Here is a 20012-nt window from a genome sequence, read left to right on the forward strand (position 1 = left end):
AAAGCAATTTTACATAATGTCAAAAACTGCAAAAAACAAAAATTCTTGGATTTTATATTTGATTGGAGTTTTGATTATTATGTTGGCGACTTGTTTGCATTTTCGCAATCTTGTATCTGATGATAGCTTGCTGATTAATATTATTATTTTTTTAGGTTACCTATTTGGCGGTATTTTTATATACAAAACCTATTATGTTTTTTACAAATTGAGTAATAATGATGATTTTTTGCTCAGCGTTTTTGCGATTTTGCTTATATTTGTCCCAAATTTTTATTATGCTTTTTTAGCCATTGTTTCAGGTATAGAATTTATAATGAATAGCCTAGAATCAATTACTTTTTTATTTTGGCTTTTTATTTTTTTCATACATATCTATGTGATTATTTTGATTTACGCTAATTTATGTTTTGAATTTTCAATATATAAAAAAAAATAGCAAATTTAAATAAATAAAATTATTGAAAAAATTTGTGCGTTGTAAAAAATGCAAAAAATATATAATTTTTACGATACAAAAGATATGACTTGTCAAATTTGTGACAAACTCTAAAATTATGTAGAATTTGAAAAAGCATAAAAACTACAATATGAGTTGATAAAAAAGATAAAAAAGGCGAAATTTGGCTAAATTTCGCCCTGAATTTAGAATTATTCGATGATATTTGAGTTTTTTAGCACGACAAGGTGTTTTTTGCCAGCAAATTTTAAAACCACAGCGGTGCTACTTTCATCGATTTCCTTGACAAACTCGACGCCGATATCGCTAGGACTTGCGCTCACGCTCTCTTTGATTTCATTTCGCAAAACGCTTTCAAAGGCTGAAATTTTATCGCTTTTAGCCTCCAAACGCTCTTTAAGCTCTGAGCTAAACGAGCTTTGCGGCGAAGTGTTTTTCGGCGCAGTGTTTTGAAAAGCGCTGTTTTGCGGGAATTCCTCAAATTTTTCTTCTATTTCATCTTGCATTTCATCGTCAAATTTATCGTCGCGTGGCTCGTATTCCTCCGCCATGACTTCGTCTATTTCGTCGCTTTGGGCTAGTTCTTGCCACGATTTTTCGCTCTCTTGGGTGAAGGATATGTTTTGGGCTACTTCGTCGCTGATTTCATCGTCGAAATTTGCCCGCGCTTCATAGCTGCGCTCGCTACCTTGCGCGCCTGTATCCTCGCTCTCATCGCTATTTTGGCGTTCTAGCACAGATGAGTTGAACTGCTCCCAAGTATCATCTATGCTTTTGCGCCCTTTAAATCCCTTAAATTTGCGCACGAGCACCATTACTGCGCCGATTAGTAGCAAAATGACAATGCTAGGCAGTATCCAGCCAAGGCTAGAATTTGAGCTTGGCTTTTCTTGCTCGGTTTCGCTTTGGCTAGGTGAAACGCTCATTTGGCTTTGGTCGAAATTTGGGTTTTTGATATTGATCGAGAGCTTTAATTTCGCGTCTTGCGAAATCGCATTTGCGATTAAATTCGCCCCTGTGGGGAAGTTGATTTCGACATTATTGCCCTTAGGCGCGATAGTAAAACCGCGCAAAACCTTTTGGTTGGTGCGCATTTCGTTATATTTCTCTTCGCTGCCTAGGTTTTTTAGCACTAGGCTCATCGACTGCCCGTCGATTGTGCGCGTGATATCTGGCTCATACGACGAGTCGAAAGATAGCACGATATCGACGCTATCGTCGTTGTTGAAAATTTCGTATTGTAATAAATTTGCCCCTAGGGCGAAATTTGCAAGTAAGATTAAAAGTAGTTTTCTCATTTTTTTCTTTCTTTATTCAAATAAATTTGCGATTTGTTTTTGTAGCTCGGCGCCACTAAATTTCGCGCACAAATTCACAATCGCAGTGCCGATTATCGCGCCGTCAGCAAAGGATTTGATTTCTGAAACATTTTCTTTGGTGCGAATTCCAAAGCCAATAGCTACTGGCAAATCGCTCATTTTATGCAGGTCGGCGACCATGTTTTTTAGCCTATCTAGCGGGGTTTGCTTCGTGCCAGTTACGCCGATTGCGCCCACGCCGTAGATAAATCCGCTCGCCCTGCTTAAAAGCCTCGTGGCTCTATGCTCGCTAGTAACGCTAATTAGCGGGATTAGGGCAAGGTTAAATTTTTGGCACAGAGCAAATACTTCCTCGTTTTCCTCAAATGGCAAATCAGGGATTATAAATCCGCTAATCCCGCACTGCGCGGATTTTTCGATGAATTTTTCTACGCCGTAAGCGAAAATCAGGTTGTAATACACCAAAAAAACTAGCGGTTTTTGCGTCTTTACTTCGCCTAAAATTTCAAACACCGTGTCGGTGGTAACGCCATTTTGCACGGCGCTAAAACTAGCGTTAAAAATATCTTTGCCATCGGCGATTGGGTCTGAGTATGGTATGCCGATTTCTAGCAAATCAAGCGCGCCGGCGTCTAAATTTGATAAAAATTCCTTCGTGTGTGCTACGCTTGGGTATCCTGCGACGATATAGCCGATATTTGGCTTTTTGCCCTTAAATGCGCTTGCTATCTTATCCATAGATTGTTCCTTTTTGATAATTCATTACGGTGTTCATATCCTTATCACCGCGTCCGCTGACATTTACGATTATGGTTTTTTTCTCTTTCAAATTTGGGCAGAGTTTTTCGAGATAGGCTAGGGCGTGCGAGCTCTCAATCGCAGGGATAATGCCCTCTAAACGCGAGCAAAGTTTAAGCGCGTTTATGCACTCATCGTCTGTGACGGCGGCGTATTTGGCGCGAGCGATATCGTGCAAATGCGCGTGCTGTGGGCCTACGCCCGGATAATCAAGACCTGCTGAAATGCTATGGACTGGGTCGATCATGCCGTATTTGTTTTGTAAAACGATAGTTTTCATGCCATGGATTATGCCGGGTTTGCCCTTTGTGATAGTCGCGGCGTGATAAGGTGTATCCACGCCAAGTCCTGCGGCTTCGACACCGATTAAATTTACGCTCTCATCGTCTAAAAACGCAGTGAAAATCCCAATCGCGTTGCTTCCGCCACCCACGCAGGCGATGACGAAATCAGGCTTTATGCCAAGTTCTGTGGCTTGTGCTTTGGCTTCGTCGCCGATAATGCGCTGGAAATCGCGCACCATAGCAGGGTATGGGTGTGGTCCCACAGCCGAGCCGATGACATAAAACACGCTTTCAATCTCATTTACCCATGCTTGAATTGCCGCCGTGGTAGCTTCTTTGAGCGTTTTTAATCCGTCAGAAATGGTGACTAAATTTGCGCCAAGTAGTTTCATACGAAATGCGTTTAACTGCTGTCTAGCGGCATCTGTTTCGCCCATATACACATCGCACTCTAAACCCAAAAGTGCCGCAGCTGTCGCAGTCGCCACGCCGTGCTGACCTGCGCCTGTTTCTGCTATGACCTTTTTTTTGCCCATTTTTTTGGCGAGCAATGCTTGGGCTAGGGCGTTGTTGATTTTGTGTGCGCCAGTGTGGTTTAGATCCTCGCGTTTGAGATAAATCTCATGCCCGTAATGCTCGCTAAGGCGCGTAGCGTGGTAAAGCGGGCTAGGGCGACCGGCGTAGTTTTTCAGCAAATCTGCTAGCTCATCTTGAAATTCTTTGGTTTTTGAAATTTTATTGTAAGCTTCCTCTAACTCTTCTAGCGCAAACATCGCAGTTTCTGGGACAAACTGCCCTCCAAATGCGCCAAAATATGCCTTTGCGTTCATAAGCGTCCTTCAAAAATAAAATTTGGCGATTATACAAAATTTAGCGTTAAATAGTGCTTTTTTGAAGGTTAAATTTTAAAATTTTAGGGCAAAAAAAATGCCCCGATTGCTCGGGGCAGCTGAATTTCAATCAATCAAAGATTATTTGAAATTCATATTTTTGATATCCTCGTCAAGTTTTTTGAGTCTATCAGAAGGATCAATCGCTGTTGGGTAGTTGTGAGATGTGATAACCTCTGGCTCAGGGATCTCGTCTGCGTTTTGGCGTAGAGCGATTGTGATGCCGTATGGAGCTAGGGCATTAACAAGTGCTGCTTGACCCTCTCTTGCGATAGTTTGGCATTGACCTACGATTCTGCTTGCTTCTTGTGGAGCGTGGAAGCCGTAGCTGTTCTCGCTAAATCCGAAGTCCCAGCGGATGTGAGCTTTCCTGTGGTAAGCTAGAACATCTTTTAGTGCCTCGCTGATAGCTGCTTTTTGAGCGTCAGCATCAAGGCCTGAGAATTGCTCGTGTTTAGCTAGCTCTTCGCGTGCTGTAACGACATCTTGGATAAAAGCAAGTAGGTTGTTTTCGCATTTTCTAAGCTCGAACGCATAGCGATTTTGGATAAATGAAATTCTATCTTTTAGCTCTTGCTCGCTTTGCATGTGGCAAGTTTTGCAAGCGCCAGTGATGTCAGCATAAGGTGTTTGGATAGTGTGATTTGTGATTTTCTTAGCACCTTCGCGTTTGTATGGCATGTGGCAATCTACGCATGTTACACCGCTTCTAGCGTGGATACTTGTAGAGTATAGCTCTGCTTCTGGGTGTTGCATTTTTACGATTGGAGCGTCAGTTAGTTTGTGTTTGTAGTCGAATTTGAACTGACCATTTGCAGCTTTCTCATCGTAGTATTCATCGAAATTCTCGATTTTGAAAGGCTCGTCTTTTTTCCATTTAGCCCATGGGAAAACTAGTGTAGAGTTCATGCCTGGATAGTATTCGACATGGCATTGCATACAAACATAGTTTCTCATCTCTACTCTTGTGCCTTTGATACCTGATTTAGGATCTGCTTCATAACCGCGCTCAACCATTGCATTTACAAATCCTGGGCGAGTTACGCGTAGGCTCATATCATCTGGGTGGTGGCAGTCTGCACAGGCTGAACCTAGTTGAGCGCCGCCGTGAGGATCTTCGCCGTGTTTTTTAGTGATCATTTTAACAACATCGAAGTATGGAATAGAGTTCATTTTTGTCCATGCTTCTTTTTTGAATACGCCATTTTCTTTGTCATTGTCGAAATAGCCCATTGGTTGGTTAAATGACTCTGGGCGAGTAGCTGGATCGTGTAATTCTTTGTAATCAGGATCGCTCATTATAGCCATGATATGACCGCTGTGGCAGTTCATACAATATCCTGGTTGGCCGTTAAATTTAGGCAATCCGTGAGAATTTAGATACTCTTTGTTGTTGCGTTTAGTCTCCATTTGATCTATTTGTGAATAGTAGTGAAGTCTTGGGCGATTGTAATCTACCGCAAACGCATAGCCCTTCCAAAATACGCTAGCAGCTGGGAAGCGGCGAAGTTTTGAGTATGGTAATGAACCAGCCCAATCAGTCTCGAAATTTATGTCTTTCATTTTCAAAGTCATATCAAGATGGCTTGGGAAATTTTTACCCCACTCTTGGATATTTGGAACAGTATCGTCGTTCTTAGTAAGCATTAGCGGATATTCTCTATCCTCATTTTTTTTACTGTTAATGTCAGCGAAAAGCGCAAGGACGCCAGCACCTGCAAGTGCCGCGATGACAAAAACGGTAGCAAAAAGTTTTTTCATTATGGTACTCCTATTTAAATTTTAATAATTATGGGCGTGTCCGGCTTGTCTATGACAAGATACGCAACTAAGGGCTTCGTTTTGGACATCTGAGCCACCTGCTTGTTTAGCGTGAATCGCTGGTTCAGCATACTCTTTATGGCACTCGATGCAGTTTTGTTGCACGATTGCTTTGCTCTTAGGGCTAGCTGAAAAAGCTACCGGGTTGTCCTTGAAAGTAAAAGCATAGCCATGGTGAAGACCGCTTTCTGCTTTCATTAGCCATTTGCCGACAAAGTCGTGTGGCAAGTGGCAATCACCACAAGTAGCGACATGCTGGTGACCACCTTTTTCCCAGCTCTCATAGACTTGGTTCATGACATGGCATTTTTTACAGGCGATTGGATCTTTGCTAAGATGCACTAGGCCGTCTGCATAGACAAATGTAAAAACACCGAAGCCAAACACTAAGCCTATCAAGGCTGAAAGAATGAGGCCGGCTACAGAAAAAGGCTTTTTCTGTGATGATTTGTTAGTAATCAAAGCACTCCTTTCATTTAAAATTTGTTAAGTTGGTATTTTAGCACGATTTAGTAAAAATTTATTGATTTAAATCAATAAATTTGCTTAAAATGTTACATAATTATAATTTGTTACAAATTTTGTTTTATTTGGAATTTTAGTAGGAATTTAAAGATAAATTTTTGCAAATTTATCTTTAAATTTTGAGTTTATTCTTCGTCGCTTTCTAACTGCTCGAAGTCCATTTCTTCGATTTTATCGACCTTTGGTAGAACTAAATTTAAAACCACGCCCACGATTGCTCCAAGGCCAATTCCGCTAAATTTCGCAAATCCAAAATCCAGCACCAATCCGCCGATTGAAACGACCAAGATTAGCGAGATTATGACCATGTTTCGCGGATTTGACAGATCGACTTTGGCTTTGATGAGAGATTCCATGCCCACAGAAGCGATGATTCCAAAGAGCAAAATCATAATTCCGCCAATTACTGGCACCGGGATTGTGGCGATAAATGCGCCTAGCTTGCCCACAAATGCAAGCAAAATCGCAGTTATGGCTGTCCATGTCATAATGGCTGGGTTGAAGGCTTTGGTTAAGCGCACGGCGCCCGTAACTTCGCTATAAGTGGTGTTTGGCGGACCACCAAAACACGCAGCTGCCGTGGTCGCCAAACCGTCGCCCAAAAGTGTGCTTTTAAGTCCTGGGTTTTTTAAGAAATTTTCCTTTGTTACATTACTAATCGTCAAAATATCGCCGATATGCTCGATTGTAGGGGCTATGGCGATTGGAAGCATGTATAAAATCGCATTTAGATTAAAGCTTGGTGCGCTGAAATTTGGCACGGAAAACCACTTCGCGTTGCTAATGGGCGAGAAATCCACGATCCCAAAGCATAGCGAGGCGATGTATCCTACGAAAATACCCGATAAAATCGGTATTAGCCTGATGATACCCTTGCCAAACATTATGGCGATTATCGTGGCGATTAGCGAGATAAAAGCGATGATAAGCGCGGTGGTTTGCGGGATTGCGTCGATATCCTTTGCCATAGCCATATTCACAGCTGTCGGGCTTAGGATTAGGCCGATTGCGATGATTACAGGACCCACGACGACTGGGGGCAAGAGCTTGTGTATGAAGCCGTCGCCTTTGTATCTAACCACAAAGCTAAGTGCGACATAGAGCAAACCTGCCGCCATTAATCCGCCCATTGTCGCACTCACGCCCCATTGCGATACGCTGAAAGTTATCGGTGTGATAAACGCAAACGAACTAGCCAAAAATATCGGCACGACCTGCTTTCTCGTGCAAAGCTGAAACACAAGCGTTCCAATACCAGCTGTAAATAGCGCGACATTAGTATCAAGTCCTGTCAAAATCGGCACCAGCACTAGCGCGCCAAATGCTACGAACAGAAACTGCACGCCTAAAAGCGAATCTTTTAGCCTAAAATTGTAGCCTTCATACCTCTCTGCCATTTTCCCTCCTTAAATCATCTAAAAATCATCAAAATTCCGATTACGCACATTAAAATCGCGCAAAAAATCTCTAAATATCGCAAATGTGTTTTAAGCAAATTTTTCAAAATCGTTCCACCGAGCGAATACACGCTAAGCGCGATAATCTCGCTTAGACACATTACGCCGATTAAGCCGAAATTATAATAACCCAAAATTTGGTTAGCATCGATAAATTTAGGATAAATTGCGGCGAAAAATATCCATGCTTTGGGATTTGTCGTAGAAATCACAAAGCCTTGCGCGAATAAATTTTTTTCTATTTTTTGCTCTTTTTCTTCGAATTTTCCGTTGCTTCTAAAAAGCGAAATTCCAAGGTATAAAATGTAAATTCCGCCCAAAACCTTGATTACAAAAAGTGCGCTTGGGTGCGTTATCAAAAGCCCAGCAATGCCTAAAATGCAAGCAAGTGAAACGAGCGCAATGCCGATAGTTTGGGCTATGAGCGCAGGAAGCGAGCGTGCGTATCCATGCGACATGCCTAAATTTAGCGCATAAATCATATTAATGCCCGGCATCAGCGAAATCGGAAACATTGTAAGAAAAAATAAAATCATAAATTTCTATCCAAAAATTCCATACACAAAGACGACCGCTATGATTAGTGGTAGCACAAATCGCACATACACTAGCCAAATTTTGGCTAAACCTGCGCCTTGTTTTCCGCCGTTTGTGAGCTCATGCACGGCGTCATCGCCTAGCACCCAGCCCACATAAAGGCTACACATCAAGGCTGTTAGGACAAAGAAAATATTTGCGCTCACGAAGTCAAACGCATCAAATATCGAGCGAGAGAGAATTTGCACATCGCCCAAGATATTGCTTGAAAGTATGCAAGGGATATTTCCTAGCACAAAAATAGCTAAAAGCACGATATTTGTGGATTTTATGGTGGTGAGGTTAAATTTTTCCTCGACATAATTTATCAAAACCTGATAAATCGTAAGCGATGTGGTAAGCGCTGCGATGAGCAGTATCGACAAAAACACGACGCCGATTAGATTGCCAAATGGCATATACGAAAATGCGATAGGTAGGGATTCAAACACTAGCCTTGTGCCCTTTGTAGGCTCTAAACCCACAGAAAAGAGCGCAGGGAAAATCATAAATCCCGCAAGTACCGCAATTATAGTGTTTATCACGGCTGTGAGTGTGGCGGTTTGGATTAAATTTTCTTCCTTGTCCAAAAAGCTAGAAAGCGTAATCATAACGCCAAATCCCAAAGATAGGGCGAAAAATACCTGTCCTAGCACATCGATTAGAAGCTTTGGCGTGATTTTGGCAAAATCAATGCTAAGGTAAAACCCCACGCCCGCTGTCGCGCTAGGCAGGGTCAAATTCGTAACAATAACCGCGATAAAGCACAAAAAAAGTGCCGGCATGAGAAATTTGACAAATTTTTCGATTCCATCTATTATGCCCTTTTTTAGGATATACCAGTTAATGCTGACGAAAATAAATGTGTAAATTCCGATCCAAAGCGGGTTGTTTTCGATATTTGCGTTGTAGAAATTTTCCGTAAATTTTGGGTCTGTTATCGGGGCGGAGAGATTGAAATTTCCATTGATTATGTTGATAATGTATGTCAGAACCCAGCCGCCAAGCACCATATAATAAGCCAAAATTCCAAACGCGCCAATTAGCCCCATAATGCCCACGATTTTCCATTTTTGCGAGATTTGCTTGCCATTAAGTTTTGGCACGCCAAAGGCATCGACTGAATTTCTTAGCGCCCTGCGTCCGATGACATTTTCGACCAAAATCATTGGAATTCCAAGCGCAATCATCGCTACGCAAAATACAAAAACATACGCCCCACCGCCGTTTTCGCCGACCAAATACGGAAAACGCCAGGTGCAACCAAAGCCGATTGTTGCGCCTGCGACGGTTAGGATATAGGTGAGTTTGTTACTCCAAGTTTGACGCTCCATTAGAACTCTTCTTTTTTAAGTTTTGCTAAAAAGTCCTCGATATCGTATTTGGCGCGGTATGTATCGCTCATAAGATGCACGATTATATCGCCCAAATCAACCACACTCCAATCATCGCCTTCTTCAATCGCCAAAAATTCCTCGCCAGCTGGTTTGAGAGTGGTTTTCATCTCTTCAATCAGCGAGTATGCGTGGCGACCGGTAAAGGTCGTGGCGATGACTACAAATTTAGCTATGTATTCTTTCTCGCTCATGTCGATGATTTGGGGATTTTCGGCCTTTTTTTCGCTTAGGATATGAGCGATTTTTTCGGCTCTTTGTCTTACTTCTTGCATTTTTTTCCTTTATAAAAATTTATCACTTCATCTTTGATTTGCGCTGGAATTTCGCCAGTTAAATTTTCGCGAAAAGATGAAGACGAGATTTTAACATTAATATTAATTTTTGGCAAATTCGCCCATTTTATGGGGATACTAGCGCCCTCTCTGGTGGCGATCACGAAGCAAACCAAATCTCGCAACTGCTCGAAATTTTGCCATTTTTCAAGCTCGGCGAGATTGTCTGCGCCGATGATGAGGTAAATTTGGCTAGGGTTAAATTTTTGCTTTAAAAATTTCACGCTTTCAATAGTCGCAACCTTGCGGTTTTGCGAGATTTCGTAATCGCTAATAAGGATATTTTCGCGCTCACCCCAAAGGCTTTGACACCATTTTAGGCGCAGGCTTGGAGGGGCTGTGAATTCGGACTTAAACGGATTTATAAAAGTCGGCATAATCACTAGCAAATCGGCTAAATTTGCGCTTAGAGCCTCTTTTACTATCGCGTCGTGTCCGGCATGAGGCGGATCGAAACTCCCGCCAAAAAGTGCGATTTTCACTATTATCCTTAAAATTTTGCCTTAAAATTTGGCGCGATTATAGCGTTTTGTGCTTTATAAAGGGGTTAAATTTTAATAAATTTGATTTGAAATTCAATAGGTGGTGTCCCTGGCGAGATTCGAACTCACGGCCTCAAAATTAGGAATTTTGCGCTCTATCCAGCTGAGCTACAAGGACAAAATCGGTGAAATTAATCACCGATTATGTTCATAACATCATCTAGCTTGCGTTGTAAATCTGAATAATCGATTGGCTTAGTCATAAAGTCATACGCGCCTTTATTTAAAGCTTCTCTTTTTGCAGTTTCATCTGTGGTCAAAACTATTACAGGAATATGTGCGATATGCTCCCTAGAATGCAAGTTATCTAAAAATTCTAAGCCGTTCATTACAGGCATAACAATGTCAAGTAGGACTAAATCCACTGGCTCTGCCTCTAATACGGCCAATCCGTCCAAGCCGTTTTTGGCTTGGAGGATTGTGGTAAATTTACCATATTTTTTTATCATAACTTCTAATAGTTTCAAATTTATAAGGTCATCATCAATCATCAAAACTTTTAATTCTTTCATCAACTATCCCTTATATATATTTTTGCGCAAGTTTTTCTAGGCCAGATTTAGTGATATTGTAAGTAACAACTTCGCTAAATGCAGGGTTCTCATCGTTGTCGTTAGAGAACAATACTAGATTTGTATTTGGCGCTTTTTGGTGTAGATTTTCTAGGGCAGCGAAATCGATACCAGCTAGTTTTTTATCTATCAATACCAATTTGTAGCTATCGTTAGTTGCCATAGAAATTAGTTGCTCAAAATTCGCAGCCATATCAACATCTTTGTATTGGTGTTTCAAAATGCTTGCGAAAATTTTGCTTTCCATGACATTTGCTTTACAAATCAAGACATCTTTTGCTTTAACAGCTTGTGCTACTGGTTCATTAACGATAGTTTTCTTAGGAACTTGTTTCATTATCGTTTTAGGCACTTTCACGGTTTTTAGAATAGTTTTTGGAACTTGGCGTTTTACAAGTTTTTTGACTATTTGTTTTACTGTGCCACCAGCAGGAGCCGCGTCAGAGCGTTTGTCACCGATAAAGTCATTAAGCATATTAGCCAAAATGTCTTTTTTGATCGGTTTTGTACAATACTCATCTAAACCAGCTGCCATAAATTTCTCTCTATCGCCTTTTAGCGCGTTAGCTGTAACAGCTACGATTGGGATATGGCGTAGGTTGTTATCTGCTTCGTATTGTTTGATTTGTTTTGTTGCTTCGATACCGTCCATTACAGGCATTGAAATATCCATAAAAATCAAATCATACTCTTCGCCTGATTTTCTAGCTTCTAGTGCCAACAAGCCGTTTTCTACGATCGTTAAATCCATTTCGAAGCTGTTTAATGTGTGCTTCATAAGTTTTTGGTTAATTTCATTATCCTCAGCGATTAGGATTTTAGCAGCGTATTTGCGATTAACCATAGGAACATTGTCATCGTTTGGATTGTGCTCAGCAGGAACTTCAACTTCCTCTTCGACTTCAACTTCCTCTTCAACCATAATTGTCTCTTCTTGTTGAACTTCCTCGTAGATTGTAACAGGAACTTCGATGATTTCTTCGATTACTCTTTGTTTAGTAGCTACTGCGGCAGGAGCGACTGTCTCTACCGCTGGCTCGACTACTTTTTCTGCGACTGGCTCAACTGCTTGTTCTACTACTGGTTCTACAACCGCAGCAACTGGCTCGACTACTGGCTCAGGCTCTACGACTGGTTCTACTATCACAGGAGCGCTAACTTCTACGCTTGGAGCTTCTACTTTGATCTCAGGAGTTTGAATTGCTACTTCTGGCTCGCTGATTTGAGCTTCGATATCTGAAATTTCAATCTCTTGGCTTTCTGGTTCTACAACTGGTGCCACAACTGGCTCTTCGATTGTAATCTCAGGGATTTCTACCTCGACATTTGGTGTTTCAGGGATATCAAGAGTGATATCAGAAATATCAGTTCTAATCTCTGGGATTTCAGGCTCGATGCTTACGCTAGGTTCTACAACCGGCTCTGAGATTGCAGGCTCTGGTGTAGATACGAAGCTTGCTTCGCTAGCTGTGCCTCTGTGTCTGTTTTGTAGAATAGCACGCAATTCATCTGCTGATGAGCTAGATGGTTTTGGTTCTTCTACTTTTGGTTCTTCTACTTTTGGTTCTTCTATTTTTGGCTCTTCTACGGCTAGTGGAGCTTCTTCCATAATCATCTCTTCTGCAACTATCGGAGTTTCTACGACAGGGCTTTCCTCGACGATTGGCGATTCATCAAGAGTGATATCTGGGATAATTGGTGATTCATCAGCGATAGCAGATAGGCTAGGCTCTTCTACTACTGGCGCTGCCGCTGCTGCTGCCGCTGGTCTAGCTTTTAATGAACCAGATTTTAGAATTTTATCTATTGTTTTGCCTAGTTTTGATAGGTTCACTGGCTCAGATAGAGTGAAAATTCTAGGGTTTGTAATGCTGATACTTTGTAACTCTTTTGGTTTTAGAGTTAGGATTGTAGGTAAAATCGTAGTATTGCTTACATCGCCATAGTTTTTAAATCTAGTAATCAACGCGTCAAAAGAGTTGTTGTTTTGTGCAGAGCGAAGTTGTGCGCTTGAATTAAAGACTGAAATTTTTGCGCCTAGATTATTTACATATCTTTTAACGACATCGCTATACATTACATCGTTAGGATCTGCTAGAAGTGCGAAATTTAAGCCACTGATGTGAGCAAACATCTCTTCTGCGTCTGATTTTTGAGTCTCTTTAAGCGGTAGAGTAAAGAAGAATTTCGTTCCTTTACCAACTGTTGATTTAACTTGTAACTTACCACCCATCATCGCAACATATTTAGATGAAATGGTTAGACCAAGACCAGTTCCACCGTATTTTCTAGTGATTGTAGAATCAGCTTGTGAGAAGGCGTTAAATACATTTGCTAGTTTATCCTCAGAGATACCGATACCTGTATCTTCGACGCTAAATGTTACGATAGCTTCGCCAGGGTTTTTCTCTTCTTCTCTGACGATATTAACAGCAATGCTACCTTGCTCTGGTGTAAATTTAACGGCATTTGACATAAGGTTGATAAGAACTTCTTTAATCTTAGTAATATCGCCGTATAGGTGATGAACCAGCGTAGGGTCAATGTAAAGCAAGATATCGATGTTTTTCTCAGCAGCTTTTGCAGCGTAGATCTCAACAGCACTCTCGAAATCTTGAATTGGGTTGAATAAAATATCCTCAATCTCAACTTTATTGCTTTCGATTTTAGAAACATCAAGAATGTTATTAATAATGGTTAGAAGGTTTTCAGATGATTTTTCGATTGTATCGACATAATCGCGTTTTTCTTCGTCCAAATCTGTGTTTTTGAGCAACTCTGTAAATCCGATAATACCATTAAGCGGAGTTCTAATCTCGTGTGACATATTCGCAAGGAAGATAGATTTTGCTTTGTTGGCATCCTCAGCTTCTGCTTTTTGCAAGGCAATGAAGTCGATCGCGTCCTCGATAAGTGAGTAGGCTTTGTCGATACCATCAGCTGTGTTGATATCGAATTGCTCGTTGTTGTTAGAAAGCTCACCAACTCTACCAAGAACCCTTCCAAGGTCGTTGATGTTTCTGTTAATGCGTCTAACGACGGCGATTGAGAAACCAACTAGGATAAGTGATAGCAAGAACGCAGCAGCAGCGAAAATCAATGTTTGAAGTTGTTGCGCTGAGTGAATATCAACACGCTCTTGTAGTGCGTTAGAAGCCATTTTAACAGCTTCATCTAGCATTGCATATTTTTTAGATTGGATACTAAACCACTCGTTAAATGGAATATCATACTCGCCAGTTGCTAATTGAGTTTCAATCGTTCTCATTGCATTTTGTGCATTTTCGGCGATTTGCTCATTTTCAGGTTTAGCGAAATACTCTTCTAGCTCGCCTTTGATAGCGATATCTTCACCAGTAGCAGCATAGTGAGTAGCGATGACTAGGTCAGGCATTTCTGATTGCCATGCGTGCTCTTTCCAGTGATCAATCTCTTCCCTAGGAAGTGGGCTACCTGAGATGATGTATTCGATACTAACATCGCGAACCGCAGCTGTTCCAGAGATCGTATCATACATGTTTGCAAGGGTAAGCGATAGAGTACCAACATCGGCTGAATACAAGTTTTCGTTGATAGTATCACGGAAGGCAGTCAATTGCTCGTCAAACTTATCATAATATTCCTCGAATAACTCAACGAACACTTTGTCACGATTATCAATGCTCTTTCTAATCTCAGGAAGTCTGCCAATCAAATTTGTAATTTGATCAATCGCAGCAGATTGTGCCTCTGAGTGCTCGATGAAAAGTTGGTGAAGAGCATTGTCTTGTTCGTGTGTTTGAGCGTGATAGTCAAGGAAATCTTGCCATGCTTTATCAGTTTTGGCGCGTTGTGTTTTAAGAACAGAGCCAAGACCGACATTGTTACCGCTACCTAGATACGCCGCTGTGATACCACGCTCTTTGGCAAACTCCTCGTAGAAGTCATACAAAGCAGCTGAGATATCGACTTTATGCTTGAGGTTTTCGTTGATTTTATACAACCTCGCAGCATCATACAAATACCAAGACGCAACGACAAAAATGATTAAAAGTGGAACCCACGCAACCATTTTAAGAGCGCTAGAAGTATTTAGTCTCATAAAACATCCTTCGTATTTTGCAAAATGCAAAAAAGTGAAATTTCAACCTCAAAATAAGCTTTACAAAGAAAAATGAAAACTGTATTTCAAAGATTTAATCTCGGATTTTACTCTAAAAATCTTTAAAGGTAGCTTTGTTTGCCTATTTTATGGGCGGAATTTGAACAATTTTTCAGCAAAATTTTGTCCGATTAAGCTTTTTATTTCATCAAAATTTGCCAAATATATATTTTCAAAACTTCCGTAAAAATCCAAAAGTTTTTTGATTTTGCCTTGCGTAAGCCCCAAATTTAGGAGTTTTGAGCTATTTAAGTCATTTTTGCGTTTTGTTTTTTGATGAAATGAGATTGCAAATCTGTGCGCCTCGTCCCTTAATTTTTGGAAAAATTGTAATTTTTTATCGTTTGGTTGGAGTGCAAAAATTCCATTATTTGTGCAAATTTTATCCTTTGCAGATCCCTTGGCGCGGTGAGCTTTGGCGCCCAATTTTTCCTTTGAAATCGCGATTACATCGACATTTGCTCCCACGCTCGAAATAATGTCGCAAGCTAAATTTAATAACGCCTCGCCGCCATCAATCACCCACAAATCAGGCGCGCCAAGCTCGTCAAATTTAAGCGCACGCGAGGTGAGATACTCCTTCATTTGGTCGTAGTCGTTGTTTGAGCTTAGGTGTTTGTGGCGGTAATTTTCTTTAAAAAACTCGCCCTCTTTATAGCAGACCATTGCCCCTACTGGCGCACTTCCAAACATGTGCGAGTTATCAAAAATTTCAATATTTACAGGCAAATTTTGCAAACCAAAATAATCTTTCAATTCCGCTAAAAATCCATAATCATGTGTTTTGAGATATTTTTTTATGTTTATTTGGCAGTTTTGGTAGGCGATTTCGCAAATTTTGCGTTTTTCGCCGATTTTTGGGACGATAATGCTAAAATTTCTGCCATGCCTGCTGGCTAAAATTTCGCTCACAAGCGCCTTGTCGTCAAATTCAGCGTAGCAATAAATTTTAGAGCACGCTACTGGCGAACCCCCTGGAAACGCGCTTAAAATGAGCTGTTTGTAGCCATTTTTTGCGTCATCATCGTTTGCGTTTTTTAGGTGAGAAATGTGATAGTTCGAAGCCGAAATTTTGCCCTCTCTCACGCTAAAATGCACGGCACAAATCAAATTTGCCTCCCCAGCAATCGCAAATACTTCAAAATCATCTAGCCTTGCTAAATCCACCTCGACTTTGATATTCATCTGCTTTAAAATTTCGATTTTATCGCGCATGCTGGCAGCTTCTTCGAAATTCTCATTTTCGGCAAATTTAAGCATTAGCGAGCTTAGATACGGCACCATTTTTTGCGGATTTTTAAGCGAATTTAACGCCTCTTCAACTATTTTTTTATATTCGCCACTTGAAATTTTGCCCTCGCACGGGGCTTTACAGCGGCCAATCTGAGCAAACAGGCAGGCTTTTTTGTCTTTGATACAGTTTTTTTTCTGCACGAGCGGAAATTTCATATAAAGCGTCTCTAAAATTTCCTTCGCGCCGTGAAAATACGGACCAAAATAGCGAATATTCGCCCCCTTTATCACCTTGCGCGTGATTTCAAAGCGCGGAAATTCGTCGTTTAAATTTATATAGATATAAGGGTATGTTTTATCGTCGCGCAAAAGGATATTATACTTGGGTTTAAGCTGTTTGATAAAGGAATTTTCCAAAATCAGCGCGTCGCTCTCGCTTGGGGTGATGATGTATTCTAAATGCACAGCTTCGCTTATCATTTTTGCGATTCGAGCGCCAAGGCGCGGGCTTGGAGCGAGTGTGGGAGTGAAGCTAAAATAGCTTTTGACGCGGTTTTTTAGCACCTTTGCCTTGCCCACATAGAGCAATTTCCCGTCTGCGCCGAAATACTGATAAATGCCGGGATTAGCGGGTAGGGATTTGATTTCGTCGATTAGCAATGATAATCTCTCTTATTTCTTCAAAAATTTTATGAATTTTTTCATCTTTGATATTGTTTGTGAATTTGCCCTGCGATTTCTCTGCCACGCGCACATCGCTACTACTTGCCTTTTTTTGGGCAAGTTCTTGCTTGCGCTTTTTACTCATTGTTTTGGTAGCAACGAAAATTTTCACATCCATATCAGGGTGAAATTCGCCAAATTTATGCACGCTGGCAAACATTTTTAATATATCTTTTATCAGTTTTATACTACTATCTCGTTTTAGCTCTTGAAGTCCTGCTGGGTGCTTCACAGCTATCATCAAAATGTCATTTTTGGTGTAGATAAAGGCTATGATTTTTTGCCAGTTTTTGGGCAAAATTTTAATAAAACTCTCTCTGGCACGAAATTTGGCGTATAAAGGACTATTTTTCACATGTACAATGATTTGTTTAATACTTTTAGTTTCCATAAGTTGATTTTAGCATTTTTTATTTTAGGTTTGCTTAGTGGGTGTGGATATAAAGCCGATCCGTTTTATAGCACAGACTCAAATTCGAGCAAGGTAACCAAATAATGGCTAAATTTAGTTATAATCAGTGAAATTTTAATGAAGGGAAAATATGCAAACAGCTGACATTTTAGTTTTGGATTTTGGTTCGCAATACACGCAACTTATCGCGCGTAGGCTTCGCGAACAAGGTGTTTATACAGAGCTCATACCATTTGATGCTTCAATCGAGCAAATTTTGGCGAAAAACCCAAAAGGCTTGATTTTAAGCGGTGGGCCAGCGAGCGTGTATGCAAAGGACGCTTATTTTTGTGATGAGAAAATTTTTGATTTGGGCTTGCCGATACTTGGGATTTGCTATGGTATGCAGCTAATCGCGCAGCATTTCGGCGCCTCTGTCGTGCCAGCAGCGAAAAAAGAATTTGGCAAAGCAAGCCTAAAACTACTTCGTTCAAACAAGCTTTTTAACGGCGTGAGTGATAACTCGACCGTGTGGATGAGCCACTCGGACAAGGTCGCTAGCCTGCCAGAGGATTTCGAGGTTTTGGCGTGTTCGGACGAGAGCGAGTGGTGCGTGTTTGGCAATGACGCGAAGAAAATTTACGCATTGCAATTCCACCCAGAGGTGCAACACAGCGAGTTTGGAGATCAAATTTTAAAGAATTTTGCAAAAGAGATTTGCGGGTTAAGTAGCACTTGGAATATGGGAAGCTTCGCAAAAGAGCAAATCGCAAAAATCAAAGCAAAAGTGGGCAATGATAAAGTCCTTTGTGCCGTAAGCGGTGGCGTAGATAGCTCCGTGGTGGCAGCTCTGCTTGCTCACGCAGTGCCAGAGAATCTAATCGTAGTTTTTGTAGATAACGGACTACTTCGCACAAACGAAGCAAGGCAAGTCGAAGAGATGTTTAAGCTTAAACTTGGTGTAAATTTAATCAGCGTCGATGCGAGCGAGCTTTTCCTAAGTCGCTTAAAAGGCGTAACAGAACCTGAGAAAAAACGCAAAATCATCGGCGAGACTTTTATCGAAGTTTTTGATAAGGAAGCTAAAAAATTTGAAAATGTAAAATATCTAGCACAAGGCACACTTTATACCGATGTGATCGAAAGCTCTCCAAGCGGGGCAAGTAAGACGATAAAAAGCCATCACAATGTAGGCGGACTGCCTGAGTGGATGAAATTTGAGCTAATCGAGCCATTGCGTGAAATTTTCAAAGACGAAGTTAGGCAGCTAGGGCTCGAACTTGGGCTTTCGCGAGATGTCGTCTTCCGCCACCCTTTCCCGGGACCGGGCCTTGCGATTCGCATTATGGGCGAAGTAAATACGCCAAATTTAGAGCTACTTCGCAAAGCCGATGTGATTTTAAGAGAAGAGCTAAAATCGAGCGGTTGGTATGATAAAACTTGGCAGGCATTTTGCGTATTATTAAATGTCCGAAGTGTCGGCGTCATGGGCGATAACCGCACTTATGAAAATGCAGTTTGTATCCGCGTAGTCGATGCGAGCGATGGCATGACGGCTAGTTTTTCGCGCCTCCCTTACGACCTGCTAGAAAACTGCTCACGCCGCATTATAAACGAAGTTGAAGGCATAAATAGAGTAGTTTATGATATTTCGTCAAAACCACCTGCGACTATCGAGTGGGAATAATTTTTAATTTGACGGGCGTTTTGCCCGTCTTTTTTATTTTTTTCGCAAATTTAATCTCAAAATAAACGCCAAATCAAATTTATCCACAAACGCCATTGTAAGGCGAGTGGAGAGTTTTGTTTTATTTTTTAGTATTTTTCGTGCAGTGGTAAAAAACGGCGTTTTGCTTAAAATTTCACACTCGCACTTGTTGGCAAATTCGTTGCTGTTTTGCACGCAAAACTCCATTTTAGCCATATTTTCGCCAAATCTACTTACATAAAAATTCGCGCATCGTATGCCAAATTTGGTCGTAGCGTCAAAAATGAGCTCGGAATTTTTAAAATTTGCCTTTAAATTTGCGATTAAATTTAATATTTTTGTCTCGGCAAAATACATAAAAACGCCGTTTGCGACAAAAATCGTAGGCAAGCTTTTATCTAAATTTTCGCTCCATTTCATATCAAACAAATCGCTAGAAATCAGAGTTTCATTATCATTTTGCGGTAGTAAATTTTGCCTAAATTCGATAACTTCTGCCAAATCAACGCCGTAAAATTTCGCCCCATTTTTGCTAAAACGAAACGCCAAAGTCTCCAAGCCACAGCCCAAATTTACGACATTGCAAACGCTGTGTGTGGCAATGAAATCCTTTATCATAATGTCGGTTTCATAGTATCTTGCAGCAGAAGCCAAAGACTCATATTCAGATGAAATTTTTAGGAATTTTTGCGGGATTTTATCTTCAAATTTCATCGCCGTCTCATCGTAAAAATACTGCTTGAAATTTTTACTTGCATGAATTCTTGCGATCAACGGAATAAATAGCGTATTTGCGATTTTATTTTGCATAAATATCCTTTTTACGGGATTTATAAATTTCAA

17 protein-coding genes and 1 tRNA gene are annotated in these 20012 nt (G+C 40.9%); 2 read left to right on the top strand and 16 right to left on the bottom strand.

Annotation, left to right across the window (positions count from 1 at the left end):
* The first annotated feature begins 16 nt into the window (after positions 1-16).
* On the top strand, positions 17-439 hold the full coding sequence (locus OFO01_RS07885) for a hypothetical protein (RefSeq protein WP_270859683.1): 423 nt from the start codon (positions 17-19) through the stop codon (positions 437-439).
* 212 nt (positions 440-651) lie between these two features.
* On the opposite strand, the gene OFO01_RS07890 is transcribed toward OFO01_RS07885, so the two are convergent.
* The 15 genes from OFO01_RS07890 to OFO01_RS07960 form a co-directional block, all read right to left on the bottom strand.
* Positions 652-1758: a hypothetical protein gene (locus tag OFO01_RS07890; protein WP_270859682.1), complete on the bottom strand. Its 1107-nt coding sequence runs from the start codon at positions 1756-1758 to the stop codon at positions 652-654.
* A 12-nt stretch (positions 1759-1770) separates the two neighbouring features.
* Positions 1771-2517, bottom strand: a complete 747-nt coding sequence (gene trpA, locus OFO01_RS07895; RefSeq protein WP_270859681.1) for a tryptophan synthase subunit alpha — start codon at positions 2515-2517, stop codon at positions 1771-1773.
* The gene (trpB, locus tag OFO01_RS07900) at positions 2510-3691 is read right to left on the bottom strand and encodes a tryptophan synthase subunit beta (protein WP_270859680.1); all 1182 of its coding nucleotides are present in this window, start codon (positions 3689-3691) and stop codon (positions 2510-2512) included. Before trpB ends, trpA begins: the two co-directional genes overlap by 8 nt.
* A gap of 141 nt (positions 3692-3832) precedes the next feature.
* Complete coding sequence (locus OFO01_RS07905; protein WP_270859679.1) at positions 3833-5512, bottom strand: ammonia-forming cytochrome c nitrite reductase subunit c552; 1680 nt, start codon at positions 5510-5512, stop codon at positions 3833-3835.
* A gap of 21 nt (positions 5513-5533) precedes the next feature.
* Positions 5534-6034: a cytochrome c nitrite reductase small subunit gene (nrfH, locus tag OFO01_RS07910; RefSeq protein ID WP_270859678.1), complete on the bottom strand. Its 501-nt coding sequence runs from the start codon at positions 6032-6034 to the stop codon at positions 5534-5536.
* A 188-nt stretch (positions 6035-6222) separates the two neighbouring features.
* Positions 6223-7494 (bottom strand): uracil-xanthine permease family protein, encoded by a 1272-nt coding sequence (locus OFO01_RS07915; protein ID WP_270859677.1) that lies wholly within the window; start codon positions 7492-7494, stop codon positions 6223-6225.
* A 14-nt stretch (positions 7495-7508) separates the two neighbouring features.
* Positions 7509-8090 carry a LysE family translocator gene (locus tag OFO01_RS07920; RefSeq protein WP_270859676.1) on the bottom strand — a complete coding sequence of 194 codons (582 nt, stop codon included), beginning with the start codon at positions 8088-8090 and terminating at the stop codon, positions 7509-7511.
* A gap of 6 nt (positions 8091-8096) precedes the next feature.
* Positions 8097-9464, bottom strand: coding sequence for a sodium-dependent transporter (locus OFO01_RS07925; RefSeq protein WP_270859675.1), 1368 nt, complete (start codon positions 9462-9464; stop codon positions 8097-8099).
* The gene (gene rsfS / locus OFO01_RS07930; RefSeq protein WP_270859674.1) at positions 9464-9799 is read right to left on the bottom strand and encodes a ribosome silencing factor; all 336 of its coding nucleotides are present in this window, start codon (positions 9797-9799) and stop codon (positions 9464-9466) included. The genes OFO01_RS07925 and rsfS overlap by 1 nt, the downstream gene beginning before the upstream one ends.
* On the bottom strand, positions 9787-10341 hold the full coding sequence (gene nadD, locus OFO01_RS07935; protein WP_270859673.1) for a nicotinate (nicotinamide) nucleotide adenylyltransferase: 555 nt from the start codon (positions 10339-10341) through the stop codon (positions 9787-9789). Before nadD ends, rsfS begins: the two co-directional genes overlap by 13 nt.
* A gap of 101 nt (positions 10342-10442) precedes the next feature.
* Positions 10443-10519 (bottom strand) — tRNA-Arg (locus OFO01_RS07940).
* Between the two features lie 13 nt (positions 10520-10532).
* Complete coding sequence (locus OFO01_RS07945; RefSeq protein WP_270859672.1) at positions 10533-10913, bottom strand: response regulator; 381 nt, start codon at positions 10911-10913, stop codon at positions 10533-10535.
* Between the two features lie 10 nt (positions 10914-10923).
* On the bottom strand, positions 10924-15054 hold the full coding sequence (locus OFO01_RS07950; RefSeq protein ID WP_270859671.1) for an ATP-binding protein: 4131 nt from the start codon (positions 15052-15054) through the stop codon (positions 10924-10926).
* A 147-nt stretch (positions 15055-15201) separates the two neighbouring features.
* Complete coding sequence (gene uvrC, locus OFO01_RS07955; RefSeq protein WP_270859670.1) at positions 15202-17007, bottom strand: excinuclease ABC subunit UvrC; 1806 nt, start codon at positions 17005-17007, stop codon at positions 15202-15204.
* A complete protein-coding gene (locus OFO01_RS07960; protein ID WP_270859669.1) occupies positions 16973-17461 on the bottom strand; it encodes a hypothetical protein in 489 nt (162 codons plus the stop codon). Before OFO01_RS07960 ends, uvrC begins: the two co-directional genes overlap by 35 nt.
* A 151-nt stretch (positions 17462-17612) precedes the next feature.
* Here OFO01_RS07960 and guaA point away from each other — a divergent pair, with 151 nt between their 5' ends.
* Complete coding sequence (gene guaA, locus OFO01_RS07965) at positions 17613-19148, top strand: glutamine-hydrolyzing GMP synthase (RefSeq protein ID WP_270859668.1); 1536 nt, start codon at positions 17613-17615, stop codon at positions 19146-19148.
* Between the two features lie 33 nt (positions 19149-19181).
* Here the strand turns inward: guaA and OFO01_RS07970 are convergent, their stop codons facing one another.
* Positions 19182-19979 (bottom strand): class I SAM-dependent methyltransferase, encoded by a 798-nt coding sequence (locus tag OFO01_RS07970; protein ID WP_270859667.1) that lies wholly within the window; start codon positions 19977-19979, stop codon positions 19182-19184.
* Positions 19980-20012: the final 33 nt, after the last annotated feature.

This window comes from Campylobacter sp. JMF_01 NE2, from assembly GCF_027737365.1.
Classification (GTDB): Bacteria; Campylobacterota; Campylobacteria; order Campylobacterales; family Campylobacteraceae; genus Campylobacter_B.